Genomic DNA, 26,943 nt, shown 5'->3' on the forward strand with positions numbered 1-26,943 from the left:
AACGCGGCTGGTGCCAGAAGCCAGGCCAGGACAATGCGGCTGCGGGAGGTGACGGCCTGCCTGTGTGTCGCACGATGCGAGATTTTGCTTCCCCTGGACGCCGCCATTTTCCGCACTACGGAGAATCGCCGAGCCAGCGCATGAATTCACCCACATGCGGAGCCCATAGATTGGGCTGCGTCATGGTGAAGTGGCCTGGCGAGGTCGCGGTGCCCGGCTGAACCAAGTAGCGGGCATGGGCGATCTTTGGCGCGGCTTTCTGAAGGATTTGAAGCCTGTCGGGGTTGAACTCGTCGTCGTCAAAATTGAGCGCGAAGAGCTTCGCCTTGATCTTGGATAGACCCAGCTCCGGGTCGTAGCTAAATGACGACTTGAGTGAATAGAGAATGTCATTTGCGTCGACGTGCTCCGCCGTGGCGCGGTTGGCGCCCAGGAATTTTTCCGCGGCCATGTCGTTGGGTACCTCATGCTGAAGTGCGGAAACACCATCGATCATCATCCGCAGGATGTTGTATCCCACCATCCAGCCGCGCGGAGTCTGCGTATAGTTACCTTCCTTCCACTCCGGATCGGAGCGAATCGAGTCGATCACCATGCGCCGCCATAGGAGGTTGCGGCCAGATACCGGTGTCGGCAAGGAGACCACGGGCATGACGCCGTCAACCATATCGGGATAGGCCTCAGCCCATTGCCAGGCATTCATGCCGCCCATGGACATTCCCAGGATGGCATGGAGATGGTCTATGCCAAGCGTCTCCGTCACCAGCTTGTGCTGGAGGTCGACGATGTCGCCGTAATCGTAGTTGGGAAAGCCGGCCTTTAATCCGTCGCTTGGCTTGCTGGATCGGCCGTGGCCCACGCTATCCGGGAAGATCAAGTAGTAACGATTGGCGTCGAGGGGGCAGCCAGGATCGAAGAGCGCCTTCATGAAGGACGGGCTCAGCAATGCCCGGCTGTCTGCGCCGGTCCAGTGCAGGACCAGCACCGCGTTGTCGATGCCACCGCTTTTATTTCGGTGCGGTGTGCCCAGGGTCGAATAGTGAATCCTGACCCGCGCCATGGTTTCGCCATTGCGGAACGTGTAGTTGTCGAACCACGCATCCGCTTCCTTGGCGTCGGGATTTTTCCTCTGGTCCCAGGGAGAGGCCGCCGGGCTTGCCGGCGCGCCGGCATGCGTGGCTGACTGTGCAAGTGCAGGACTCGCGAGCCATGTTCCGGACAAGAGACCCAGCAATGCGGTCGCTGCTGCGCCGGTGCGTCGGAGATTCATGAAAGTTCCTTGCTTGAAGTGTCGTGGGAGCAGGCCGGGCGTTCCATGGAGTCGAATGCTCTGGCGACTAGACCGAGGCAGAACGCCGCGCCCCTTCGTGCCGACGGACGGCGCTGCGACGCAGCAGGTCAAAGGCCATGATGTGGCTTGCACCGGAAATGCCGACGCCGTACAGCGGGATGAGCGCCATCGGCAATGTCTCGATCGCAGACATCCGTGGGTCGTTGCGCAAGAAGAAGGTGAGACCGGTGCCGACCGCCACCACGAAGTCAGTAAATCCCAAGACATGAAAAGTCAGGTACCGGCCGCGACTCTCGGGGAGCAGCAGGACAGCGAGCGCCAGGAACCCGGCGATGAGATCGCCCCACCCCGCATTTCGAACAAAAGCCTCTGGCAGAAGGTCGTGTGCTCCATACCAGAAGAAAACCAGCGCAGCCGCAATGCGCCAGACATGAAATGCCGTAAGCGACCGCAAGCCCATGGCCTGGATGTACCCGCGAAAGCCGCTGGACAGGGCATACCCAATCACGGGCACCACGATGCCGAGGGCGATGATGGCGGCCAAGAACCGTGGGTTGACTGCGGCGTAGGCACCGGTCTCTGCTGCAACGACAACGGCCAACCCCCAAGCGGCCAGCACGGCCAGCAATATGCGTGTCCCCCGGCGTTTCGAAAGTTCTGCTTCACTGTTCATGTCTTATCTCCATGCAGGAGTGCTTGCGTTGCTATTGGCCTTGCCCACCGGGTGTGCCGGGAGGCTGTGGATTCGACGTCGTGATTCCGGCAACCCGACATGGCGCGTAGACGTCGTTTGTTCCATGCCCGGCAGATTGGCTATTCCACTGACGAGCCAGTGGCTTGTCGTGCTCCGCTTCCTGCGGTCGGGCCCTTCGATGGAACGCGTTGCGAGCCGGCGCCACCGGGTTGGATCAGTGCTAAAGGGCGCCTTTTCTTCCGTCCTCGCTCAACTTGAGGAGTGGCGCTGACGTGTACATGTTCTGCGGCTGGACCCTTTCCCAAAGGCTACCCATGCCGAGCGCCCTTCCACGTTGGTCTTCGCGCCTGAGCCACTCTTCAACGGTCCGGATTCGATGGGGGTGGATTTCATCCAGCAGGGCGTAATCCCTCTGGATCATTCCGTGCTTCCAGATGTTCCAGAAGCCCGTGAAGTTGTCCCGGAAACTCATCGTGCTTTTGTCCGCGGGATCTGCGTTGTATCCGGCGGGAAAGTTGGCGGCCGCCTTGAGCGGGCCGGCCCAATACGTGTCCAAATCCGTATCGATGTAGCGTGCCGGATGGCCCGTGACCTTTTCGAACGCTTCGGCAAGCTTCCGATAGTCAACGTGCTCGATGGCGACTTCGAGGTTCATGCCATTCGCTCGCCGCGGGTTATCGAAAAGCCAGCGCGCGTAATACCCGCAGTCTTCGAGTGCGACGTGAGGCACGGCACCATCACCCAACGGTACGCGCCAGGTCAGGATTCCATCTTCCACGGAAGGCGTCATCGGCGTCATGGCCGAGATGGCCATCTCCATGTACGGCCCCGTGGTGAACACCGCCGCTCCCATCCTGTCTCTGTTCGCCAGGTTTTGCGACAGTATCCATTCGCCTATCCGACCCTTGCCGTCGTAGTGACCGGCCCGGAAGCGCGAGTCGTATCCGGCCTTCTTCAATGCATAGTCAAGATTTCCGTAGACAAAGAATCGGATGCCCTCTTCTATCGCAATCTCGTAGCAGCGAATGGCCCAGTAGATTTCGGTCTTCTCGCCCGTGTTGAATCCATCGATATTGATGAAGGCCCCGTCGCAACCGCGAAAGCCCTCTCGCAACACCGCCTCGTCGGCGAAGCTTCCTTCGAGGATCGACACATTGCCGAGTGCAAGGAGGGCTTTTGCCCGTCGGGACGTTGCGTCGCGGCTGAGCGCGCGCACGGAATATTTCCTGTCGGCAACGAGGGCGCCCACCACTGGCAAACCCTGGGCGCCTGTCGCACCGATGACAAAGATCTTGGAGATTTCTTGTGGGGACACGATCGTTTCCATGGTTTGGATGAGAGCGCCTTGCACGGTCAGCTCGACAGCGTCGCCAAGCCATTCCACGCCCTATGGGCGCCTGACCTGGATGGATCTGTTCACTTGCCAGCTCGTCCAGCCCGGCCTGAAATGACTAACTCTTATAACAAGAGTTACTGTATCGCAGGCCTTGCCTGAGGGCAAGCATTTGTTTCCCTGGAGGCAAACGGCCGGCGCGAGCGATGGGCTTCAGCGTGCAGGGGCTCGAAGGTTCATTCCGCCCAGCGGGCATTTGTCGCCGAAAAGGCGAGCTCCTATCATGAGAGTTGCATCGGGATTTCCCGCCACTTGATGGAAGGATCATGCGTTCCAAGGGTTTTGAGGGAATGGTCTGTTCGATCGCCGGCGTCATGGCCGCCATAGGCGATCGATGGGGATTACTGATACTGCGCGACCTTGTCCTTGGCCTTAGTCGATACGATGACTTTCGCCAATCCTCAGGCGTGACCAATGCGACGCTTAGTGACCGACTGAAACATCTCGAAGCGAACGGCCTCGTCGAGCGGAAGCCCTATCAGACCAATCCAGAGCGATTCGAGTACTTCCTGACCGACAAAGGACGGCAAATTGCAGCCGTCATACCTGTCCTCGCCCAGATCGGGGATCACTTGGGCGTTTCCGGGGCGTCCGCGCCCCCGATCAAATTCGTCAACCGGGAGACTGGCGCGGAGGCCGTGTGGGGCTTTATCGACAAGCGCACGGGCAAGCCGCTGAATGCGCGGGACCTCGCGATCAAGGAAGGCCCAGGCGCGGACGCGCTGTCTCGGTGGCGCCTGTCCCATGCCGCGCATCGTCGTCAGAAGCACGATATCGCCGAGCCGGATGACAAGCCGACGCGGCCAGCCAAACCCAAGGCTCGACACCGCGATACCCGGTAACGATGGACAAACGTCAGTGGTCATGGCCGCTGGATGTCTTGGGGAACCACACGCTGCAGCGGGCCATCCACATGGATGTGAGTGCGATAGCTGCGGGTTTTGCGTCAACGGCCCAGCTTTAGGTGCGGGACCGTGCGCTGGCTTTGCCTTGAATACGCCAAGGAAACGGCGTCCTATTTACACGCGGCCGCTGCTTCAACCTGCGCCCCGACTTCAAGCCCGCGGCCTTGTATCTTTCAGCCGGCCAGGATGGCATCCATCCAGGATGCCGAAGTCACCTGGTCGTCAGAGGACCCATCCCTCGCGATACTCGCGCCGCAGAAACGCGTTGGCGTCCGGCATGTTGGTAATGCGCATGTTCGCCGCGTCGTACTCGATCCTGCCGCCTGCGCGAAGGGACACGATGCCCAGCAGCATGACCTCCGTCAGCTGCGCGGCGTACGAGAACGGCGAGGACGCTTCCGCCTTTCCCTTGCAGGCGTCCACCCAGTTCATCTCATGCGAGGTCTTGATACGCGCGAACTTCTGGGGTGGCGTGCCCACCGAATCATGCAGCGACTGCGGCAGCAGGCGTGGGTTCGCGCCGTAGGTTTCGTGGATGAGCTCGCCCTTGTCCCCGACGTAGAGGACGCCACCGTCCTTGCTCATCTGCCCGGCTCCCAACGCTTTCAGCCTCGGCGGCAGCAATGCGCCGTCATACCAGGTGAGCTTCACCGGCGGCCTGCCGCCGCGCGCGGGAAAGTCGTAATACGTCATCGTCGCCATGGGGTATGACGCCCCGTTGAATGGCGTCGAGACGGTCTCCACGGACGTCGGAAAGCCCAGGTCCAGCGACCAGAACGGGGAGTCGATCAGGTGCGCCCCCATGTCGCCTATGGCACCCACGCCCCAATCCACCCAGCCACGCCAGTTGAAGGGGTGATACAGAGGGTGGTACTCGATGACGGGACCGGGGCCAAGGAAGAGATCCCATGCCAGCCCTTCCGGCTTGGGATAATTGCCGGCCATGGCGTTGGCGAGCCGGTCCATCACCGCGTCCTCGTTCCAGTTCGCGTCGTCCGGCCGTGCTCTCGTTTGCGGACGTGGAATTCCCTGCGGCCAGTAGGCAAGCGGACGATTCGTCCAGACGTGGACCTCGCGAACATCGCCGATCGCCCCGGCCGCGATGTACTCGTTGATCAACCGGGCATCATCGGTGGAGTGCCCCTGGTTTCCCATCTGCGTGACGAGCCTGGGGTTGTCTTTCGCTTTACTGGCCAGTTCGCGCGCTTCATGAATCGACCAGGTGAGCGGCTTCTGCAGATACACGTGCTTGCCATGGCTCATCGCCGCGCTGGCGATCACCGCGTGCAGGTGATCCGGCGTCGCAATGACCACCGCATCGATGTCCTTCTGCTGTTCGAGCATCCTGCGGTAGTCGGTATGGCGCCTGATCGCGCTGAACTTGCTGGAAAGCAGCCTTGTCTGCTCGATTTCGTCCTGCAGCCTGCGGCGCTCCCTGGCGGTCTGGGCCTTGTCGAGGCGCGCCTGCACTTTGCCCAGGCCGTCGACCATCCCGCTAAAGGACTTATCCGTATAGCGCCAGTCCACGTCGCACAGGGCCACGATGTTCTCGCCGGCCAGGGCGCGCATGTTGTGCAAGCCCATGCCACCGACACCGATGCCGGCAATATTCAATCGATCGCTGGGCGGCGTATGGCCGGGCCCGCCCAGGACATGGCGAGGCACGATCATCAGGCCCGCCGCGGCGATGGCCGTGCCCGTGAGGAATTCACGGCGTGAGATCTTGCCGCTCGCCTGCGTATCGCCGGAAGCGCCGCAGGCGGCGTGGTCTTGCTTCTCTTTCGCGATCTTCGATTCATCCGTCATGGGCGATGCAATCCCGGTTTGGATATCGATATCCGATGCGTGCCATTCTGGCCGCAACGAGATCCATGGATCAAGGTGACCTGTCCGGTACATCGCACCGGTTGAAGTACGCACGCGTCGGAAGTCGATCTTCCCTACCCTTGACGCCGGACGGTCGTCGCGGCGCGTTGAAGCACCATCACGGAACGCAAGCCGCGGTGCGAAAGCCCATCCAATGCGCCCAACAACCCCGCCCGATAGCCCTTCCCTGCGACCGGCATGGTCCTGACCGTCTGCAGGACTCTGGGCACGGCTTCTCGTATCCGGTCTCTCTAGATCTGGATGATGCCGCGCTTCACTGCCAATACCACGGCATGCGTGCGGTCCCTTGCATCCAGCTTGGACAGGATGCTTTTCATGTGCGCCTTGACCGTGTCTTCGCTGATGCCGAGCTCGGAGCCGATCTTCTTGTTGACGTAACCCCGGGCGACCGCGCGCAAGACTTGCACTTCGCGTTCAGACAGCATGTTTCCGCTGACATACAACGCAAGGTCGGCGGCAACGTCCGGGGACACGACGCGGCGGCCGGCGTGTACCGCCCTGATCGCGTCGCGCAACTCCTTTCGGAGCGAGGCCTTCAGCAGGAACCCGCTGGCGCCGTGCTTGAGCGCGTTGGCCACCTGCACGTCACCGCGATACGTCGTCAGCACGAGGATGCGCGCTTCGGGAAACTCGGCGCGGATGGCGCGCATCACGTCGACGCCGCTCATGTCCGGCAGCTGGAGGTCCATCAAGGTGACATCCGGCCGATGCTCGCGAAACGCTTCGATGGCGGATCGACCATCGGCCTTGTTGGCCACGATGTGCATGTCCGGCTCGCCCGAGAGCGCGAAAGCAACGCCATCGCGCAAAAGCGGATGGTCGTCCACGACAAGTACTGAAATCATTTTGCGTTTCTCGCTGGCATCGTCACTTTGCGTCGTCATGATCGAAGATCCGCGCGCCCGTCACGCGCCCGCCGAAAACCATGTGCAGGAATGCCGCCCGCCGACGCCACTGCCCGGGCACCCGGCGAAACGCGATGGCTGCCGGCACGGCCAGCTCCACCGCGGTGCCTGCGCCCGGCCGGCTGGAAAGCGTGAGGCGCGCGCGGAGTTGCGTTGCGCGTTCGTGCATGCCCTGCAAGCCCCAATGACCCACCGGCCCCGGCACCGCCGCCGCGTCCACGTCGAAGCCAATGCCGTCATCCACGATGCTCAGCGTGAGATGTTTGCAGTCGTAACTGACGCCCACATCGACGTGGTCGGCGCGGGCATGGCGGAAGGCGTTCGCCAGGGATTCCTGCGCGATACGCAATACTTCGTCGGCGACAGCGGGCTCCACCGAGCGCGGCGCGCCTTCGATCGTGAGCCTAAAATGGATCCTGCTGTCGCGCGCCAGTTCCTCGCCCATGCGCCGAAGCGCGCTCTCCAGGCTCGCCTTTTCGTGCTGCGTCGCCCGTAGCGCACCGACCCGGTCGCGACCCTCGACGATCACTTCATCAGCGTGATCCAGCGCCTTCTCCATGAGTTCACGCGCGGGTTGCAACGGCGGGATACGCTCCATCGCCGACTGGAAGCGCAGCATCAATCCCTGGACGGCTTGCAGGAAGGTATCGTGAAGCTCGCGTGCGATGCGCTCACGCTCGGCATGCCGCTCTTCGTAAAGGGAGCGCATCTGGATCTTGATATGCGCGAGGCGCCACGCAAACAACAACCACAGCGCTATCGCAACCAGCGCGACGACCAGCAACATGAACATGCCGGTCTGGTAGAAAGCCGGCTTCACGGTAAACGCCAGAGGCGCCGTCGCCTCGTGCCATTCGCCATCGCCCACGCGCGCCGCGACGTGGAAGCGATAGGACCCCGGCGGCAAGTCCGTGTAGAACGCCTGGCGGCGGGAGCCCGCGTCCACCCAGTCCTGGTCGCGCCCGTCAAGGCGATATCGAAAACTCACGTGCTGGGGCACGGCGAGCCCGATGGCCGTGTAGTCGAGCTGGACATCGCGCGTCAAGGGCGGAAGCGTCATGCCATCGGACAGAGAGTACGACCTGCGGTCTGCCGTCAGGCTTTCGACATGGACAGGCAGCGCGTCGCGGACCGCCGCATCCGCATGAGGATCAAATGCTTGAAGGGATACGCCGTTGGCGATCCATAGCGTACCGTCCGGAGCGCGCGCGATCCTCTTCTGGAACGGCGCCGTGCCCGAACGTACGCCATCGAGCGCATCGAGCGTGTCGACATCGAGCGTGCGGCCGGGGTGACTGAGCGCATCCTCGACGTCGGCGAGCCGGACCTTCGCCAGGCCGCAGCCCATCGACAGCCACAACGTGCCGTCTTCGCCGTCGACAAGCCCCTTCACGGCGTCACACGGGAGTCCGTCCCTGGATGAAAGGATGCGCAACGCGCCGTTCCTGGACACCACCAGGCCTTTGGCCGTTCCACCAAGCACCAGCCCGTTGCTTGCGACCGCGATGTCCATCACGGGCGTATCCAGATGCGTCGACACCTGTTGTCCGCCGGGACCAGGCCGCGCGAGATCACCATTCTGAAGCCCCAGCCAGATGCCGCCTGCGGAATCGGATGCCACGGACCGCACCGACGGGAACCTGGGCGTGGCGAATTCGTCGGCGACACGATCGCCATGGAAGCGATAGAGCTTCGAAGGATGGCCGCGCAACACGGCCCACACGTCGCCGGCGGCATCCTGGGCCATGGCGAATGCCATTCCCTTCACGGGAACGCCATTGGCATCGGTGGCGGCGGTGAATGTTCCCGACGCATATATCCAAAGGCCTTCATCGATGCCGACCCAGAGGCGTCCATCCCGGTCTTCGAAAAGCGCGGTGACCTGGGTGCCAGGCAACTCCTTGCCGGAACGCAGCGAATGGAATTGCCCCTGGTCCAGCCTATCCAGGCTGTTGGCCGTGCCCGCCCAGATCCTTCCATGGCGGTCCGCGAGGACCGAGTCGACTTCATCCACCGACAGGCCTTCCCGCGTCGTGTACGACCAGACCTTGAAATCGCGGAACCGGTCCAACCCCGCCGAGGTGGACACCCACATGTTGCCTTCCCTGTCTTCAAAGAAGGCATAGACGCCGTTGCTGGTCAGTCCGTCATCGCTGTCGAAATGATCCATCCGACCATCGGCATATCGGTAAATGCCATGGTCGATCGTGCCTATCCACAGTGCGCCGGCGCGGTCGCGGAACATGGCTTGGACGGCCAACGCGCTGCCCGCCATTTCAGGCGCCTGAAAGGCCCGCCATTGGTCACCCACCAGCTGCTGCAAGCCGAGGCCAGGCCCGGTCATGGGCAAACCGGCCCATATCTCACCCGTGGGCTCGCGCGCGAGGATCAGGGAGCCCGGCGTGCCCGCCTTGATTTTCGCCTCGATGGGAAACGATCTTGACGAGCCGTGCTCATGCCATTGGATGAGGGATGTGTCCGTCCCCATCCAGAAGGTGCCCTTGCCGTCAGTGATCATGCGGTCGCAACAGACGCCCGAGGTCACCAGGCCATCGTCCTTGCCGTGGCACACGAAGCCGTCGCCGGCCACCTCGCACAACGGCGTCGCATCCTTGCCGTGGGTCAGCAGCCAGATCTTGCCGTTGTCGTCCTCGGCCAGCCCGGACACGCCACCATCGACCACGCCGTAGTCCTTGAGCTCGCCATCCTTCCATCGACTCAGGCCTGCCGTTGTACCAATCCACAAGCTGCCGTCCCTTGCACCGAGGAGCGCAAGGATGAAGGGGTTGCCCAGCCGGCTTTTCGTCAAGCTGTCGAGTGGTACGAAACGCGCGCCGTCGTATCGCACGACGCCCGCCTGGGTACCGATCCACAAGTAGCCATCCACCGTTTGCGCCATCGGATAAGCCGGCGCGGGAAGTTCACCGTCCTGCAAGCGCCACGCGGTATGCCCGTACTGCGAAAGCAGGCGTCCGGCCTCAACCGCGTGCGCGGCTCCGCCACTCCAGAGGGTGACGCAAAGAAGGAGCATGGCCATGCAACGCACCCAGGCAGGCACGCGGCGACGTATCGGCAAAACCTGGTCCGCACGAGGCGCCAAAGCCCTTCTCTCTCAATTGGCCAACGTGCCGCGATCTTCGCCCAAGAACGATGGATTGCAAATCCTTTCGCCGATGACCTCTCGTGATGACGTCCTGGCAATGCCTCGAAAGGGTAAGTCCATCCCTGCCCCATGTGAGGCTGCCGCCCGCATGGGCGGCGCCTAGGCTATGGCCATGCAGCGTCTATTTTCCATGTTTCCCGTTGGTTTGCCGGGTATCGGCCTGCTCTGCCTGCGCCTTACGGCCGCGTTTTCGCTCTGCCTGTCGACGCAGCCGGCGCGCATGCGGCATCCGGCGCTTGCGTGGCTGCTGGAGATCGTTTGCTTCTTGCTGTTCATCGGTTTTGCAACGCCCTTGCTCGCCGCCTTTTGCGTGATGGCCGGCGTGTACGTGCTGATCAGCGCAGGCGGCACGGCATGGCCGTGCGCGGAAGTCTCCGTTGCGGTCGCCTTCGCCCTGGCGCTTCTGGGCCCTGGCGGCTATTCCCTCGACGCGCGGATGTTCGGTCGCAGAAGCGTGGTTTTCAACCATCCCGATGACGACACCCGGAGACGACGCCACGGCGACATGCCGTGAATCGACATCGCATCGCCGGCTCCAAGCCGCGGCCCGTCGGGCGACACGCGTAGAGAGTCGCCGACCCTATCCACCCCAGCGAGGCAGGATCCATCATGAAGCACCAACGAAGGCTGTTGATTTCGGGAACCCTGTTGATGATCGCGACACTGGGCAGCGTCGCCTTCGCCGTATCCGCACAAGACAAGTACAGCCTGAAGGTGCCCGGCGGCCTCGCCTTCGCGGAGTTCAAGGGTTACGAGAACTGGCAGGTGGTTTCCGTCAGCGAAGATGGCGGCCTACTCGCGGTGGTGATGGCCAACCCCATCATGATCGAGGCCTACCGGTCCGGCGCTCCTGGCAACGGCAAACCGTTCCCCGACGGCTCGAAGATGGCCAAGGTGCACTGGAACACCAAGAAGCTCGAAACCTTCGCAGCGGCCACGGTGCCGGCCACGCAGCATGATGTCGACTTCATGGTCAAGGACAGCAAGCGATTTGCGGACAGCGGCGGCTGGGGTTATGCCGTGTTCGATCGCGATACGACGACGGAAGCGTTCTCGCCCGGCACGCAGGCCAGCAACCCGCCGCAAGCCAACGATGCGAAGTGCGGGTTCGCCTGCCACACGATCGTCAAGGGGCGCGACTACGTCTTTACCGACTACGCCAAGAGGTAATCGGCCTCCCCCGCACGCTTGTCCATCGCCCGGACCACCCAGGCAAAGACGATCCTGGCCGACCACGCAGGACGATGCCTTGCCTGTGGCGCCTCGAGTGGAAGCCTCATGCATTGCCTCCCCCACGGATACTCATCCATGCACAGCAAAACGACGTACTCCATTCGCGGCTGGCTACGCGCGGCGTTCGCGACCGCCCTGGCCGTCCAAACCGGCATCGCGGGCCAGGCGCTCGCGCAATCCGCGAAACCCGATGCATGGCGTGAGCTCAAGCATGTCCATGCCGGCGTCCTCGATGTGGCCTACGTGGAGATGGGGCCGGCGGATGGTCCCGCCGTGATCTTGCTGCATGGCTGGCCCTACGACATCCGCAGCTACGAACAGGTCGCGCCTGCGCTGGCCGCGAAGGGTTATCGCGTACTCGTCCCGTATGCGCGCGGCTACGGCGACACGCACTTCCTTTCCCAGGACACCATGCGCAACGCGGAGCCCGCGGCCCTGGCGCAGGACGTCGTCGATTTCATGGATGCCTTGCACATCAAGCGCGCCGTCTTCGGCGGTTTCGACTGGGGCGCGCGCTCGGCCGACATCGTCGCGGCCCTCTGGCCCGAACGCGTAAAAGCCCTGGTCAGCGTCAGTGGCTATCTGATCGGTTCCCAGGAAGCCGGCAAGAACCCCCTGCCACCGAAGGCCGAGAACCAATGGTGGTACCAGTTCTATTTCGCCACCGAGCGCGGCCAGGAGGGTTATCAAAAGAACCACCGCGAGTTCGCCAGGCTGATCTGGCAGCTGGCGTCGCCCAAGTGGAACTTCGACGACGCCACGTTTGAACGCAGCGCGGCGGCTTTCGACAACCCGGATCACGTCGCCATCACCATCCACAACTATCGCTGGCGCCTGGACCTGGCCAAGGGCGAAGCCCGCTATGCACCGCTGGAGGCGCGCCTGGCGCAGCTGCCGAAGATCCCGGTCCCCACCATCACCATGGAAGGTGACGCCAACGGCGCGCCACATCCCGCGCCGGAAGCATATGCCAGGCAATTCACCGGCAAGTACGAATTCCGGCTGATCCATGGCGGCATCGGCCACAACCTGCCGCAGGAGGCGCCGGCGGCGTTTACCCAGGCGGTGATCGACGCCGATCACCTCTGATCCCTGGCATGGCATCACTTTCATCCCTGCCGGCCTCTCAAGCCGGGCCCACCCTTCGAGGAGATTGCAAATGAGGAAAACAATCATCGCGCTCGTGCTCGGCGTCGTCACGACGCTGGCCGTGAATGCGTTCGCGCAAACGTCCATGCCGACGGCAAAGCCCACCGTCGTGCTGGTGCACGGCGCTTTCGCCGATGCATCCAGCTGGAATGGCGTGGTAAAGATCCTGCAGAAGGATGGCTACTTCGTCATCGCGGCGGCCAATCCGCTGCGCGGCGCCAAGAGCGACGGTGCGTACATTGGCAGCCTCGTCGCCGACCTCAAGGGCCCCGTGGTCCTGGTGGGGCATTCGTACGGCGGCAACGTCATCACCGAAGCCGCCAACGGCCACGCCAACGTCAAGGCGCTGGTCTACGTCAGTGCGTTCGCGCCGGAAACAGGCGAAACGCTGGGCGAACTGACCGGCAAGTTCCCGGGCAGCACGCTGGGCCAGGCGCTGGCGCCGCCAGCCGAACTCGCCGATGGCGGCAAGGACCTGTACATCCTGCAGGACAAGTTCCATGCGCAGTTCGCCGCCGACGTACCCGCGGCCAACGCCGCCCTGATGGCCGCGACCCAACGTCCGCTGCTGCAGGCAGCGCTCGATGAGAAGGCGGGCGCCGCGGCATGGAAGAACATCCCGTCATGGTGGGTCTATGGCGATGCGGACAAGAACATCCCGCCGCAGGCCATGGCCTTCATGGCCAAGCGTGCCGCCGCCAGGGATGTGATCGTGGTCAAGGGCGGATCGCACGTGGTCATGGTGTCCCACCCCGACACCGTGGCGCACCTCATCGAAAAGGCGGCCGTCGCCAACTGAGCCGGCGCTTTGACCGGGTGCCCACGTCAACGACCTCGTTGGCGGCGCACCGCCCCGGCCGGCCTGGCTGCCTCGACGCCATCGTCGAGGCAGCCACGGTCGGCGGCGGAAATTGTCGCCATGCTCACGCCCGAAGATGCAGCATGAATCCGCAGCGGTGCGCAGCAAGACCCGACTGAGGAGCGCCTGACCTTTGGCGCGTGCCGACCCCTCCCAGGAGTGGCGACTTTCGTGAGCGAGCAACCTGATCACGGCGGGATTTCGCGACGGCGTTTTCTGCAGGCCGCGGCCTTGGCGGGATCCGCGGGCCTCACGGGCGGCGTGGCGGCCCTTGGCGCGCAGGCCCATACGACACGCCTCCCCTTCGCCAACGGCGAGCGTGAGTTGACCCGGGCCTTTCCGCAGAAGGGTGAAATGATCCTGCTGCGAACGCGGCCACCCATGCTCGAAACCCCGTTCGATGTATTCGATCATGGCGTGTTTACGCCCAACGACCGCTTCTTCGTGCGTTGGCACCTCGCCTATATCCCCACCCGGATCGATGCCCGTGCGTTCCGATTGAACGTGCGCGGGCACGTCGGCAAGCCACTGTCGCTGGGCCTGGACCAATTGATGAGCGACTTCGAGCGCGTCGAAATCGCCGCGGTCAACCAGTGCTCGGGCAACTCGCGCGGTTTTTTCCAGCCGCGCGTTCCGGGCGGCCAATGGGCAAACGGGGCCATGGGGTGCGCACGCTGGACGGGCGTGCGGCTCAAGGACGTGCTGGATCGGGCCGGTGTCAATGCCGGCGCGGTACAGGTTCGCTTCAACGGAATGGACAGCGGCACGTTGCAGGCCACGCCGGATTTCCTGAAGTCGCTCGATCTCGAACATGCCAGGGACGGAGAGGTCATGCTCGCCTACGGCATGAATGGCGAGCAGTTGCCGGTATTGAACGGCTTCCCTCTGCGCCTGGTCGTTCCCGGCTGGTACTCGACCTACTGGGTGAAGATGCTCGACGACATCGAGGTACTGGACAAGGTCGACGACAATTACTGGATGGCGAAGGCGTACATGATCCCCGATACGCCGCACGCCAGCGTCACGCCCGAGCAGACGGGCTTCAAGAGCGTCCCGATCAATCGCCTGGTGCCTCGTTCGTTCATCACCAACCTGCATGATGGAGACAAGGTCCTGTCTGGCCACGACGTCGCGCTGCGCGGCATCGCCTTCGGTGGCGACACCGGGGTGAAGAAAGTGCTGTGGTCCAGCGATGGCGGAGAGCACTGGCTTGAGGCCGGGCTCGAAGAAGATCAGGGAAAGTATGCGTTTCGGCGCTGGAACGCGCGCCTCACCCCCGCAAAGCGTGGCGACATGGAGTTGCTCGTCAAGGCCATCAACACCCATGGCACGGAGCAACCCCTGGCCCCCAACTGGAACGGCGGCGGCTTCATGCGCAACGTTGCCGAACGGACCAGGCTCGTCGTCACCTGAGGACGCATGCCATGCACGCCCTGTCCATCGCTCGAACCTGCCTGTGCGCCACCCTGATGGCCGCCACCTGCGCATCGGCACAGCAAGCAAAGCCGCCCCCGATCGCCATCCATTCGGTCAACGTGGATTTCCCCGCGAGCACCACCGCGTTCCCGCCGGGGCCCGGCTCCGATATCGCGGGAAAGTGCCTGATCTGCCACTCCGCCGGCATGGTGCTTCGCCAGCCGGCGCTCTCCCGGGATCAGTGGAAGAGCGAGATCAACAAGATGCGCACCGTCTACGGCGCCCCCATCCTGGATGCGGAAGTGGAGCCGTTGAGCGCTTATTTCACTGAAGTCACCCGGCAGCGCCAATAACTGCCAAGGCTGGGCAAGACGAGATCGGCATGGCTCCAGCAAACGCGCGCGTCGTGCGCGCTGGCCTGGTTCCAGCGAAGGAAGCCGGCGGCCACGAAAAGGCCACGCGCGAGCATGGCGCCAGGGCCGCGACGGCAGGCGCGAGCGGGCTTCGTGTCCATTTGGCATGCGGCAGTCCATCGTCCGAATCAGTGGCGGCACCCTTTCGACGTAGCCCGAAAGATCGTGATCGCATGATGGCTGGTTGCCACGGCCGGCCGCCAGCCTGCCCTCGTTGAAGAGCAAAGCGATTGCGCGGGCAAAATCCTCTCGATTTCACTCCGAAGTATTTTCCTGTTTGATTGAAAAAGCTGCCGCCCAACCGCCTCCGATACGATATATTCAACAGACGTCTTTACGTCCAAATTGATTGATACACGGGTTGATCATGAAGCTACTCGCACGATCCCTTCTTGGCGCCGCGATGATGTCCAGCCTCCTTCCGGCAGCCTCGATGGCACAGGTATCCGGTGACATCAAGCCATCGCCGCAGCAGGTGCACTGGCAGGATCTCGAGTTTGGCGTCATCGTCCATTTCGGCACGAACACGTTCCTTGATCGTGAATGGGGCGACGGCACGGCCGACCCCAAGGTGTTCAATCCCGACCAGGTGGATACGGCGCAATGGGCGCGCGCGAGCCGTGCAGCCGGCGCGGGATACATGGTGATGGTGGCCAAGCACCACGACGGGTTTGCGCTGTTTCCGACGGCGCAGAGCGACTACTCGGTGAAGAGCAGCCCGTGGATGGGCGGCAAGGGCGACCTGGTCCGGCTTGCCGCCGACGCGGCCCGCGCCGAGGGGCTCGAATTCGGCGTCTATCTCTCGCCGTGGGATCGGCATGAACCCCGCTACCACGACCCGAAGGCGTACGACGCGTACTACCAGGCCCAGGTCGAGGAACTGGCGCAACACTACGGGCCACTCGTCGAGTGGTGGCTGGATGGCGCCGGGAGTGCCGGGCACGTCTACGACTTCGCGCGCTACATCGATACGCTTCGCACCTACCAGCCAAACGCCATGGTGTTCGCCGACATGGGCTTGTTCGAGTACGGCGACCTTCGCTGGGTGGGCCAGGAAGATGGCTACATCCGAGGAGAGAACTGGAATGTCATCGACCGTCACGGCCATGCGCGCTGGCGCCCGGTCGAAGTGGATACGCCACTGCATGACCTGCACTGGTTCTGGCACCCCCACGACGAGGGCACGCTCAAGAGCGTGGCGAAGCTGGTGGATACATGGGAAAACAGCGTGGGCCACGGTGGACAACTCATGCTGGGCATCGCGCCCGATCGCCATGGCCGGCTGCCGGATGCCGATGTCGCCCGGCTCGAGGCATTCGGCAAGGCGCTGCGCGAACGCTATGGGGACGCCAGCAACCTGGCCCGCCATCACGCCGCGGCGGATGAGAACGTCGAGGCGGCGCTCGACGGCAACAGGGACACGTTCTGGTCCGCGCCTGCCGGCTCGCGACACGCGACGCTCGAAGTGGATTTCGGCCACCCGGTCGCCTTCGATCGCACGCTGGCCATGGAGTGGCTGGACGATGGCCAGCACGTGCGCAAGTACGCCATCGAGGTCTTCGATGGCAAGGCGTGGCGCACGGTCGCCAGCGCCGAAGCGATCGGGCACATGAAGATCGATACGTTCCCCAAGGTCACCGCGCAACGGGTGCGCCTGAACATCCTGTCCAGCGTCGGCACGGCATCCATACGCGAATTCCAGGTGTTCAACGCAGGCCCACTGCCGTCGCGCTGAGCGACGGCCGGCGCGCGGCAAAGCGCGCGCGCCCGCCGCCGGATGACCGAACGGCGGCGCCGTTGCCCGCCACGGGCTTGCAGATCGGCGCATGCCGTTTCGCATCGGCCAGTGCATTCAGCGCGGCACGTCGGCATGCCCGGCGATGGTGAAGGTCACCGGCACCTGCCCTGATGCCGGCTGGTGACCGCCGGCGAACAACTCGTAACGCCCTTCCCTTACGGCGCGCACGCCTTCGGCGTCGACAAGACTCAATGCGCGCGCATCGAGGTGGAATCGCACGACCCGCTTCTCGCCCGCCGCCAGCGACACGCGCTGGAAGCCCACCAGTGCGCGTCGCGGCGCACCCGCCACCCCGGGATACGCCAGGTACAGCTGCGCCACCTCGTCACCGCTTCGCGTGCCGGTGTTGTGCACGGTCACCGATACATCGACGGGATCGCCCGCCTTGACGCGTGTCGAGGACAAGACGAGCGCGTCATAGGCGAACGTGGTGTAACTCAAGCCGTCGCCGAAGGCATAAAGCGGCTCGCCGTCGAAGTAGCGATACGTGCGCCCTTTCATGTCGTAGTCGATGAACGGCGGCAGGTCGCGCGCGTCGCGATAGAACGTCACCGGCAGGCGACCGGCAGGGTTGGTGGCACCCGCGAGCGTCCGCGCGATCGCGCCACCGCCCTGCTCACCCGGATACCAGGCGACCAGTATCGCGTCCGCATGGTCCTTGGCCCAGGTCATGGCCACGGCGCTGCCGCTCATCAGCACCACCACCAGCGGCTTGCCGCTGGCGGACACCGTTTCGAGCAGCTTGCGTTGCACCGGCGGCAGGCCGATATCGGTGCGGTCGCCACCGAGAAAACCCGGCACGTCGACCTTGAGCTCCTCGCCTTCGATATCCGGCGAAAGCCCCACGAACGCGACCACGGCGTCCGCGTCGTTCGCCACTCGCCGCGCTTCGGCCAGTTGCGCATCCGCCGGGGCGATCCATTGCAGGTGGATGCCCTGGTCCTCGCCGCTGTGTTGCCATTCCAGCCGCAGATCATGCGGCTGCGCGTCGTCGAAGCGGACTTTCGCGGGTGCCGGCTCCTGATCGCCCTCGGTGGTGGAGATCAAACGACCGTCGAGGAACAGGTGTACCGGGTCATGCCCGCGGCAGTCGAAGCAACGATCGACGCGTACGGACAGGATGTAATCACCAGGGCCGGGTGGCAGCAGTTGCCCGCTCCATCGCACGGCATAGCCCGAAGCGTCCAGGTCGTTTGCCGGCGGCGCATGATCCGTGTCCATGTCGACCTTGGCGTCGGTACGCGTCACGACGGGCTGGCCGGACAGGCCGCCGCCCCGGAAGTACTCGCCCTTCAAGCCGGCCGCGCCGCCCTGGCCGCTGCGCAACGCCGTCAACGGAATGGGCACGGGCACCCCTTCGGCCAGCGTGGCGCCTTGCGCGTAACTCACGCGTTGCGCGCCCAATTGCTGCCGCAGGCCATCGAGCGGCGTCACCGGGTGACGTGCCGTACCGTGATAGTTGGCCTCCAGCACCGACAAGGCATCCGCATTGGGCCCGACCACGGCGATACGCGTGCCAGGCTTGAGCGGCAGGACACCGGCACGATTCTTGAGCAGCACGATGGACTCGCTGGCCGCGCGAAGTGCGAGTGCGCTTTGCGCAGCGGCATCCATGCGCGGCCTGGCTATCGATGCATCGAACATGCCCAGCCGATAGCGGGCAGCGAACAGGCGCGTCGCCGCCATATCCAGGTCATGCTCGCTGACCTGCCCTTCGGCAAGTGCCTTGCGAAGACCGTCATAAGCCACGCCACAATTGAGATCCGTCCCCGCGCGCAGCGCGCTTGCCGACGAGCCGGCATGGTCGTTGCGGTAGTGATGGAACATCGTCATGTCGTCCACTGCGTCGCAGTCGGTGACAACGAACCCCTTGAAGCCCCAGTCGCCGCGAAGCCGTTCGCCAAGCAGCCAGGGCAAGGCGCACGCCGGCACGCCATGGATGGCGTTGTAGGCGCACATGACCGACCCGGCGCGCCCTTCCACGATGGCTGCGCGGAAGGCCGGCAGATAGGTGTCTTCGAGGTCATGCAGTGAAACATCCACATCAAAACCGTGACGCCCCGGCTCCGGCCCCGAGTGCACGGCAAAGTGCTTGGGCGTGGCGATGACCGTGGGATGTTCCGGGTTGTCACCCTGCAAACCCTGGATGAAAGCGACACCGAGGGTTGCCGTCAGGTGCGGATCCTCGCCATAGGTTTCCTGTCCTCGACCCCAGCGCGGATCGCGGAAGATATTGATGTTGGGCGACCAGATGGTCAGGCCGTTGTAGCGGCCATGGTCGTGGCGCAAGCCCGTGGCCAGGTACTTGTCGCGCGCCTGCGCCGCCACCGCCGCGCCCACCGCATGCAGCAGCGCGGGATCCCAACTGGCGGCCAGGCCGATCGCCTGGGGAAACACGGTGGCTTCGCCATGGCGCGCGAAGCCATGCAGCCCTTCGCTCCACCAGTCATAGGCCGCGATGTTCAGGCGCGGGATGGCGGGTGATGCGCTCTGCAGCTGGGCGATCTTCTCCGCCGCCGTCATCTGCGCCACGAGCCGGCTCGCCTGTTCCGTCGCCTGATCGGGCATGGCCGGTGCGGCAGCGGACGCCGCCAGCAGCCACGCACCGACGTGGCCATGGATCGCGCGCCGCCGTTTCGCGCCCCGCGGCTTCATGCCGTTGCACGGATCAAGGCGGCGCATCGGACGGCGCGGATGAGTCGAACGACACGCGGCCGATGGCCGACAAGGACCCATGGATCGGCGCGGTGGAGAAAACGCAGACATCATGCGTCCCCGCGCGCGCCGGCCACGCGGCCGTAAGCCGGAACGGCGTGCCCGATTCGGTTTGCGTCGGCAAAGGCAGGGTGGCCGCCAATGGACCATCGCAACGATCGAGATGAACTTCGAGCTCGCCGGCGGGCGACCGCGCCGTGCGCGAAACCACCTTCGCGGCGTCACCCGCCAAGCCGTAGTTGCGGGCAAGCCAGGCACCGTCGATGGTGATGGAGGCCACCCCGTCAAGCGACACCTGCGGCAGCTTCCAGCAGCTGCTTATCACGTCGACGTCGTAAACCGGCGCCGGCGCCGTCGCATCGGGCAGCAGCGGCACGCGCACGCCCAGGCCGCCCGTGGGGCAACCCTGGAAGCCGCTGCCATCGATGATGGCGAGTGTCCGCGCATCGAAGCGTTGCGTGCGCACGTGCGCGATCTGCCGTCCATCGGCGGCAAACGACGTGGCGCTGACGGTGGCGGGCAGCGTCACGTCGATGGGCTGCCGGTAGATCGGCGAGCCTCGATCCGGCACGCTGCCGTCCGTGGTGTAACGGATGGTGACGGATGGCTCCTGCGTGCCCAGCGTCACGACGGCCTGGCCTGCCTTGCCCGTGGATCGGCGCGCCCGCATGCCGACGGCGAACGCACTGTCGGCATAGGCGAGCCCCAGCGTGTCGTAGCGGTCGAACTGGGCCGGCAGTCGCACGAGGAAATCATCGAAGTGACGCTTGCCTGCCGGCGTCCACACGGCCTCGGCAAGCGCGTCCATGCGGGGGAAGGCTGCATGCTCGACCTGCCATGGCGCCGTGAGGTACTCGGCCCAGATATTGGCCTGCGCACCAAGCACATGCCTGGCCTGCTCGGCGGAAAGGCTCGCCGGTACCGTTTCGAAGCGATAGACCGTGGCGAGCGTCTGCACCGAGAGCCGGCCGGACGGCTCGTCGTCACGCGCGCTCTGCAGGTTGTCGAAGTAGAGCGTGGGCGCCGGCGACAGCACCACGTCATGTCCGAGGCGTGCCGCATCGATCGCACCTTGCGTCCCTCGCCAGGACATCACCGACGCGGAAGGCGGCACGCCGCCCTCCAGGATCTCGTCCCAGCCGATCAGGCGGCGGCCATGCTGCGCGAGGTATTGCCCCATGCGCTCGATGAACCAGCTCTGCAGCGCGTTTTCGTCCTTGATGCCGAGCGCATGCATGCGCGCCTGCACGGCCGCGGAGGCTTTCCACTGGTCCTTGATCGCTTCGTCGCCACCGACATGGATGAAGGTGGACGGGAAAAGCTCCATCACTTCATCCAGCACGTTGTGCAGAAAAGTGATCGTGTGCTCGTCGACATTGAACAGGTAGGGATTGACGCCCCAGTCGATCGACACGGCCGGGCGTTCACTCGCCACGCCGATCTCTGGATACGCCGCCACGGCGGCCTGGGCATGGCCGGGCATGTCGATTTCGGGCACGACCGTAATGTGGCGGGCCGCGGCGTAAGCCACGATGTCCTTCACTTCGGCCTGCGTGTAATAGCCGCCGTAGGGCCTGGCATCCGCGCCCGGAGGCTGTCGCCACGCGCCGACCTGGGTCAACCTGGGATAGCGACGGATCTCCAGGCGCCAGCCCTGGTCGTCGGTGAGATGCCAGTGGAAGACGTTGAGCTTGTGCTGGGCCATCGCGTCCAGCATGCGCTTCACCTCGCCGGGCGGCTCGAAGTGCCGCGCGACGTCGAGCATCAGTCCGCGCCAGGCGAACCGTGGCCAGTCCGCGATATGCACATAGGGCACGGCGACGGCGCCCTTGGCCGCGTCGGGCGTGAGCAATTGCCAGGCGCTGACCGCGCCGTAGAACACCCCGGCGGCATCGCGCGCACGGATGGTCATGCCATGCGCATCGACGTCGAGCACATAGCCCTCCGCCTGCGAAACGCTGGCGTTGGCATCGCTGCGGACCACGATGTCGCCCCGGCTCGTCGCCGTCGCGTCTTCGACCACCGGCAACGACAGCCCGCGCGTGCGCACCAGCAGGTCGGCGAGATAGTGCGCCGCATCCGCCGCCGCCCGATCCCCCGGCTTCACATGGATGACGGCGGCAGCGCTGATCGCGTAGCTGCCCTGCTCCACCGTCATGCTGGCCGGCATGGGGATGATCGGAGGCGTCGCGGCCCGCGCACCGCAGCCAAGGGCCAGCAGGCAGGCCAGCACCACGCCGCGTCGAAAGTCAGCGGACGGCATTGGGCAGCTCCTCCCATACCTTCGGATCTTCCGCACCCAGCACCCATGCGCAGAAGCCTTCCAGGCCGTATTGCCTGACCACGTCGTAGCGATCACGGAAGGCATGCGCGTCGGGCAGGAAGACCCATTCGCGCATCTGGTCGCGATAGAAATAGAACCAGGACTCGTGCTCCACCGGATCCCATTGCATGGTCGCCTGGAACTGCCTGGCGAGCGGGAACGATTCGTCGGCGTCGATGTACTGCGCCGAGATGTTCGACTTCTCCTTGCCGTCTTCGCCCACCGGATCGCCGGCGAACCAGTGATAGCCGTACAGCGCGATGCCCAGTGAGAGTTTCTCCTTGGGCACCACCTTCAGCGCGTATTGGAGGTTGTCCATCACCCACGGCATGCCCGCCACCGGGCCCGGCGTGGTCCAGCGGGTGTGCTGGTCGTAGGTCATCAGGCAGACCAGGTCGAGTGCCTGGCCCAGCGCCTTGAGGTCGTAGGCGCCGCGCCAGTATTCCCACATCCATTTGCCGAACGGTCCGCGCCCCGCATAGCCGGGCGCATTGGGCACCACCGCCATCGACAGCTTCAGGCCCTGCTTGTGCAACGCCTCGGCGGTCTGCCGCGTGAGCAAGGTCAGGGCGTCGCGATCGGTCCAGGCGATGTTTTCGAAATCGAACTGGAAGCCGGTAAAGCCGTAGAGCTTCGCCTGCTCGATCATGCCGCTGATCATGGCCTTCTTGGCCGTTTCGTTGCCCAGCAGGTCGTGGAACTTCTTGCGGTCGCCACCGGCGGAGATGATCGGCATCACCGGCAGGTGGTGCGCCTTGGCGAGATGGAGCACGTACATGTCGGGCGCACCCGACACCAGGCCGTTCTCATCGACGCCAAACCACGTGGGCACCAGCAGGTCGATCTTGTCGATGTGCGCCTCGAACGAATTGATCGATTTCTGCGTTTCCATCATGTAGAACAGCGCCGTTGGCGCCTTGGCCAGCGCGCTCGTCGACGCCAGCGCGAGGCACAGGTACAGGGCTGGGAACATCCATCGTTTCATGGTGCGGCCTTGATCGGGTTCGGCGTGGAGAAGCTGATGCGATAGACGTACGCATCGCTGCCGATGGGGCGGGAAGGAAGACGCAGGTGCAAGCCGCCCGCGTCCTGGGTGAAGGAAAGGGAGCGGCCATCGGCCAACGATTCGACGCGAGTCACCTTGTCCCCGGGCGTGATCGAATGGATGGTCGCCTCGGCCTTGGCGGGCCAGCCGAGCTCGATCGCGTAGAGCTTGCCGCCCCGGGTGGTGAAGCGGAAATCCTCGGCGGTATAGGGCCTGGTCTTGGTGTCCTGGAACGTGCCCGCCGCCACTTCGGTCGGGCCTTCGCCGAACGTCCGCCATGGCTTGCTGCCGTAGATCGCCTCGCCGTTCGCCTTCAGCCAGCGACCGATGCTGCGCAACGTGTCCTGCGCGCCCTGGGGAATGGTGCCGTCCGCGCGGGGGCCGACATTGAGCATGAGGTTGCCGTTCTTGCTCACCACATCCGCGAGCAGATGGATGATGGACGTCGGCGACTTGTACGTATCGTGCTCGATGTAGCCCCACGAGTCATTGCTGATCGAGGTATCGGTCTGCCAATGCGTGGCGTGGATGCCGCGCAGCTGGCCGCGCTCGATATCCAGCGTGCCGGCGCCCTCCGGAAAGTCGCCCAGCTTGTAGTTCACCACCACGCCGTCGCGCGTGGCGCCTTCGTTGTAGTAGTACGAGAGAAACGTGGGCAGCGTGTTGCGGAAGGTCGGATGACCGATCCACCAGTCGAAGTAGATCAGGTCGGGGTGGTATTGGTCGGTGAGTTCGACGGTGCGGGCGAGCCAGTCGTCCAGCCAGGCCTGGGAGACATAGGTCCAGTCCTCCGCCAGGTTCTGGTCGTCGCCCGTACCCAGGTGGGCCACGGCCGGCCCATACAGCTCGGCATTGCGCGCATCGTTGACGTCCGAGTCGAACTGGCGGCCGCCATCGAAGAACCAGTCGTGCTCGGCGCGATGGGAGGACACGCCAAAGCGCATGCCCTGCCCCCGCACGGCGCGCTCGAGCTCGCCGATCACGTCGCGCTTCGGGCCCTTCTTCACCGCCGTCCAGTCCGACAGCGCCGAGTCGTACATGGCAAAGCCGTCGTGATGCTCGGCCACGGGCACCACGTAGCGCGCGCCTGCATCATGGAAGAGTTGCGCCCAGGCCTTCGGGTCGAAGTGCTCGGCCTTGAACATCGGCACGAAATCCTTGTAGCCGAACTTGGCTTGCGGCCCATAGGTCGCCACGTGATGGGCGAACCCCTGTGTGCCTTGCTGGTACATGTTGCGCGAGTACCACTCGCTGCCGAAGGCCGGCACCGAATAGACACCCCAATGGATGAAGATGCCGAACTTGGCATCGTCGTACCACGCCGGCGAGCGGTACTTCTCCAGCGATGTCCAGTCACCGCGGAACGGCCCCTGGCCCGAGGCTTTCGCCACGCGGTCGAGGATGGCGTTACGCTGCGGCGCGAACTTCGCGCTGGCCTGCCGCCAGGCCTCGCTCTGCGCGGCGGGCGACAAGGTGTTCGCGGTTGGCGCCGTGGCCGACTGCGCCAGCACGGAGGTGCACGCGAGCCAGCCGGCGAACAGGGCGCAGCGAGCAGCAGGTTGGATCATGGTTGCTTGTCCCCGGCGGGAAGAAAGTGGGCGCTGCCGATGTTCAACGGGTGGTAGTCGCTCGTGGCGCCCCCGGCCCTCGCGCCGCCGGGCGACATCACATCCACCGTCAGGTGCACGGCGGCATCGTTGCCGGCGGCAGGCCAGGCGCCATCGAACCGAACGGGCCGGGCCAGATCCGCCAGCCGCTTTTCGCCATGGGCAAGTTCATGGCCACGATCATCCAGCGCGCGCCAATGCGCGACATAACCCTGCATGGGATACGACGGCAGCTGCGCGATGCCATGGCCCGCCACCGTTGCCTGGAAACCTCGCAGGCCGTCCTTGCCGGCCTGCCATTGCGTCGTCACCGACAAGGGGCGGTTGCGCGACTCGTACACGAAGTACGACGGCTTGCGCTGGCGGTTCTCGTCCACCAGGCCATGGTCGACGTAACCCTCGGTCTGGCCGGGCCACAGATTGCGGTGCGATTTGTAGTCCTGGTACGTCCAGAAGATCACGCCGCCGATGAAACTCCGTCGCTGGAAGGCATCCATCTGCTGCACGAGGTTTTCCCCGCGCGCCTTGTCCGCGGAGGCCGCGTCGGGCGAGAACACGCCGGGATAGCCGAACTCGGAGATGATCACCAGCTTGTCGGGATAGGTGCGATCCATGAAGTCCAGCCAGCCTTCCACGTCGCCGCCGCCACCGCTCCAGGAGCCGAAATAGGCGTTGGCCATGATGAAGTCGACGTCGTGCATCACCGGCGTCTCCTTCCATGGCTTGATGCTGATATCGGCATCGGCGAAGGTCACGTAGCGCCCGGGGTCGATCTCATGGATCAGCGATGCCATGGCATCCACATAGGCGCGACCGCCGGGCCTGGAGGCATCGCTTTCGTTGCATACGCTCCAGGCGAAGATGCTCGCGTGATTGCCGTCCTGTTCGATCATCTCGCGCATCATGGCCTTGGCGAGCGCAAGCACGGCCGGATCCTTCAGTTGCGCCTCGCTGAACTGCCAGACGGGAATTTCCGGCACCAGCAGGATGCCGTGGCGGTCGGCGAAATCCAGCACGGCATCGCTTTGCGGATAGTGCACGGGACGCGTCAACGTCGTATGCAGCGCGACCATGTCCTGCCAGTCGTGGCGTATCGTCCCGACCGATTCGGCGAGCCCTTCCCAGGGCGAATCTTCGTGGCGCGTCAGGCCGCTCAGGCGCACCGGCTGGCCGTTGACGTAGAGGCGGCGGTCGCGAATGGCGATGTCGCGCACGCCGAACGTGTCGCTGCGTGAATCAAGCACGGTGCCATCGGTGGCGCGCAACTCCGTGACCCACTGGTAGAGCCGGCCATCCCCGATGTTCCAGCGCTGCGGGTGCGCGAGCCTCACCTGCAGCGTCGCCGACGCCGGCTGCCCCGCGCTTGCATCGACGCCTGCCCGTGCCTGGGCCACCGTCTTGCCATCGGGATCGATGATGCTTGCCGTCACCAGGTAGCGGCCATCCTGGCGGTCGACGTTCTCGACCAACACCTGCGTGCTGATGTCGGCCGCATCGGCGCCAAGCCTGCTCGCGATGCGCTGGCGACGGATCAGCGCGTGCTCGTTGGCCGTCAACCACACGTCGCGGACGATGCCGCCGTCGTGCCACCAGTCGTACCACACGTTGCCGCTGGCGGCCTGGCGCATCGCATAGCCGGGAATGGTCGTCATGCCGGGCCGATTGTCCAGTCGCACCGCGACCCGGTTTTCACCCGCACGGAGTTGCCGGCCGATATCGAAGGCATACGCCGTATGCCCGCCCTCGTGCCCGCCGACCTCCACGCCGTTGACCCACACGCGGCTGCGATAGAACGTGGCGCCGAAGTGCAGCTCCACGTGGGACGACAGCAAGGATGCCGGGACGACCATGGTCTTGAAGTACCAGGCGACGCCTTCGTAGTCGTCGTCCTGCCCGATGTTCCAGGTGTGCGGCACATCGATCCGGCGGGTATCGGCCGGCGTGGCGCGGGGCCAGCCTTCGACGACACCCGCATCGGCGGCATCGGTACGGAATCGCCAGTCGTGATCGAGGTCGATGCGCACCTGCGCGTGGCCGGGCGTCGACCACCACAGCATCAGCGACAGCACCACGATGGCACGACCCAACCTCAATCTCATCCCCAACCCTTAGCGGTGTCGACAAACAACCTCACATGCCGGCTTGCT

The 26,943-nt window shown here is 64.5% G+C and carries 19 protein-coding genes; 8 read left to right on the top strand and 11 right to left on the bottom strand.

The genetic code is table 11. From position 1 onward, the window contains the following. Window positions 1-115: 115 nt before the first annotated feature. The 3 genes from JMF82_RS12730 to JMF82_RS12740 all read right to left on the bottom strand — a co-directional run bounded on the left by JMF82_RS12730 (window position 116) and on the right by JMF82_RS12740 (window position 3,369). On the bottom strand, window positions 116-1,270 hold the full coding sequence (locus JMF82_RS12730; protein WP_201314940.1) for an alpha/beta fold hydrolase: 1,155 nt from the start codon (window positions 1,268-1,270) through the stop codon (window positions 116-118). Window positions 1,271-1,337: 67 nt separating this feature from the next. Next, window positions 1,338-1,964, bottom strand: coding sequence for a hypothetical protein (locus tag JMF82_RS12735; RefSeq protein ID WP_201314941.1), 627 nt, complete (start codon window positions 1,962-1,964; stop codon window positions 1,338-1,340). A 241-nt stretch (window positions 1,965-2,205) separates the two neighbouring features. Further along, window positions 2,206-3,369, bottom strand: coding sequence for an NmrA family NAD(P)-binding protein (locus JMF82_RS12740; protein WP_201314942.1), 1,164 nt, complete (start codon window positions 3,367-3,369; stop codon window positions 2,206-2,208). Window positions 3,370-3,644: 275 nt separating this feature from the next. Here JMF82_RS12740 and JMF82_RS12745 point away from each other — a divergent pair, with 275 nt between their 5' ends. Beyond that, window positions 3,645-4,220, top strand: coding sequence for a helix-turn-helix domain-containing protein (locus tag JMF82_RS12745; protein ID WP_201314943.1), 576 nt, complete (start codon window positions 3,645-3,647; stop codon window positions 4,218-4,220). Window positions 4,221-4,505: 285 nt separating this feature from the next. Here the strand turns inward: JMF82_RS12745 and JMF82_RS12750 are convergent, their stop codons facing one another. From JMF82_RS12750 to JMF82_RS12760, 3 genes are all read right to left on the bottom strand, one after another. Beyond that, a complete protein-coding gene (locus JMF82_RS12750) occupies window positions 4,506-6,089 on the bottom strand; it encodes a Gfo/Idh/MocA family oxidoreductase (protein WP_201314944.1) in 1,584 nt (527 codons plus the stop codon). Window positions 6,090-6,400: 311 nt separating this feature from the next. After that, window positions 6,401-7,015 carry a response regulator transcription factor gene (locus tag JMF82_RS12755; protein WP_201314945.1) on the bottom strand — a complete coding sequence of 205 codons (615 nt, stop codon included), beginning with the start codon at window positions 7,013-7,015 and terminating at the stop codon, window positions 6,401-6,403. Window positions 7,016-7,037: 22 nt separating this feature from the next. Further along, window positions 7,038-10,112 (bottom strand): sensor histidine kinase, encoded by a 3,075-nt coding sequence (locus JMF82_RS12760; protein WP_201314946.1) that lies wholly within the window; start codon window positions 10,110-10,112, stop codon window positions 7,038-7,040. Between the two features lie 232 nt (window positions 10,113-10,344). Between JMF82_RS12760 and JMF82_RS12765 the strand changes: the two genes are divergently transcribed. From JMF82_RS12765 to JMF82_RS12795, 7 genes are all read left to right on the top strand, one after another. After that, the gene (locus JMF82_RS12765) at window positions 10,345-10,752 is read left to right on the top strand and encodes a hypothetical protein (RefSeq protein WP_201314947.1); all 408 of its coding nucleotides are present in this window, start codon (window positions 10,345-10,347) and stop codon (window positions 10,750-10,752) included. Window positions 10,753-10,847: 95 nt separating this feature from the next. Then, complete coding sequence (locus JMF82_RS12770; protein ID WP_201314948.1) at window positions 10,848-11,408, top strand: cytochrome P460 family protein; 561 nt, start codon at window positions 10,848-10,850, stop codon at window positions 11,406-11,408. A gap of 138 nt (window positions 11,409-11,546) precedes the next feature. After that, window positions 11,547-12,560, top strand: coding sequence for an alpha/beta hydrolase (locus JMF82_RS12775; RefSeq protein WP_236585451.1), 1,014 nt, complete (start codon window positions 11,547-11,549; stop codon window positions 12,558-12,560). A 70-nt stretch (window positions 12,561-12,630) separates the two neighbouring features. Then, a complete protein-coding gene (locus JMF82_RS12780; protein ID WP_236585452.1) occupies window positions 12,631-13,419 on the top strand; it encodes an alpha/beta hydrolase in 789 nt (262 codons plus the stop codon). Window positions 13,420-13,650: 231 nt separating this feature from the next. Then, window positions 13,651-14,892 carry a molybdopterin-dependent oxidoreductase gene (locus tag JMF82_RS12785; RefSeq protein WP_201314950.1) on the top strand — a complete coding sequence of 414 codons (1,242 nt, stop codon included), beginning with the start codon at window positions 13,651-13,653 and terminating at the stop codon, window positions 14,890-14,892. A gap of 11 nt (window positions 14,893-14,903) precedes the next feature. Further along, complete coding sequence (locus tag JMF82_RS12790) at window positions 14,904-15,248, top strand: hypothetical protein (RefSeq protein ID WP_201314951.1); 345 nt, start codon at window positions 14,904-14,906, stop codon at window positions 15,246-15,248. Window positions 15,249-15,741: 493 nt separating this feature from the next. Further along, a complete protein-coding gene (locus tag JMF82_RS12795; protein WP_236585453.1) occupies window positions 15,742-17,043 on the top strand; it encodes an alpha-L-fucosidase in 1,302 nt (433 codons plus the stop codon). 117 nt (window positions 17,044-17,160) lie between these two features. Here JMF82_RS12795 and JMF82_RS12800 read toward each other — a convergent pair whose 3' ends face one another. The 5 genes from JMF82_RS12800 to JMF82_RS12820 all read right to left on the bottom strand — a co-directional run bounded on the left by JMF82_RS12800 (window position 17,161) and on the right by JMF82_RS12820 (window position 26,895). Next, a complete protein-coding gene (locus JMF82_RS12800; protein ID WP_236585454.1) occupies window positions 17,161-19,674 on the bottom strand; it encodes a glycoside hydrolase family 3 C-terminal domain-containing protein in 2,514 nt (837 codons plus the stop codon). Between the two features lie 100 nt (window positions 19,675-19,774). Next, the gene (locus JMF82_RS12805) at window positions 19,775-22,084 is read right to left on the bottom strand and encodes a family 20 glycosylhydrolase (protein WP_201314954.1); all 2,310 of its coding nucleotides are present in this window, start codon (window positions 22,082-22,084) and stop codon (window positions 19,775-19,777) included. Continuing rightward, window positions 22,071-23,117 (bottom strand): glycosyl hydrolase family 18 protein, encoded by a 1,047-nt coding sequence (locus tag JMF82_RS12810; protein ID WP_201314955.1) that lies wholly within the window; start codon window positions 23,115-23,117, stop codon window positions 22,071-22,073. Before JMF82_RS12810 ends, JMF82_RS12805 begins: the two co-directional genes overlap by 14 nt. Before the next feature lie 8 nt (window positions 23,118-23,125). Beyond that, entirely contained in the window at window positions 23,126-24,757 is a 1,632-nt protein-coding gene (locus JMF82_RS12815) for an alpha-L-fucosidase (protein ID WP_201314956.1), read from the bottom strand. Continuing rightward, the gene (locus JMF82_RS12820) at window positions 24,754-26,895 is read right to left on the bottom strand and encodes a glycoside hydrolase family 2 TIM barrel-domain containing protein (RefSeq protein WP_201314957.1); all 2,142 of its coding nucleotides are present in this window, start codon (window positions 26,893-26,895) and stop codon (window positions 24,754-24,756) included. The genes JMF82_RS12815 and JMF82_RS12820 overlap by 4 nt, the downstream gene beginning before the upstream one ends. Window positions 26,896-26,943 lie beyond the last annotated feature (48 nt).

The organism is Dyella sp. EPa41 (assembly GCF_016586165.1).
Taxonomy (GTDB): domain Bacteria; phylum Pseudomonadota; class Gammaproteobacteria; order Xanthomonadales; family Rhodanobacteraceae; genus Dyella.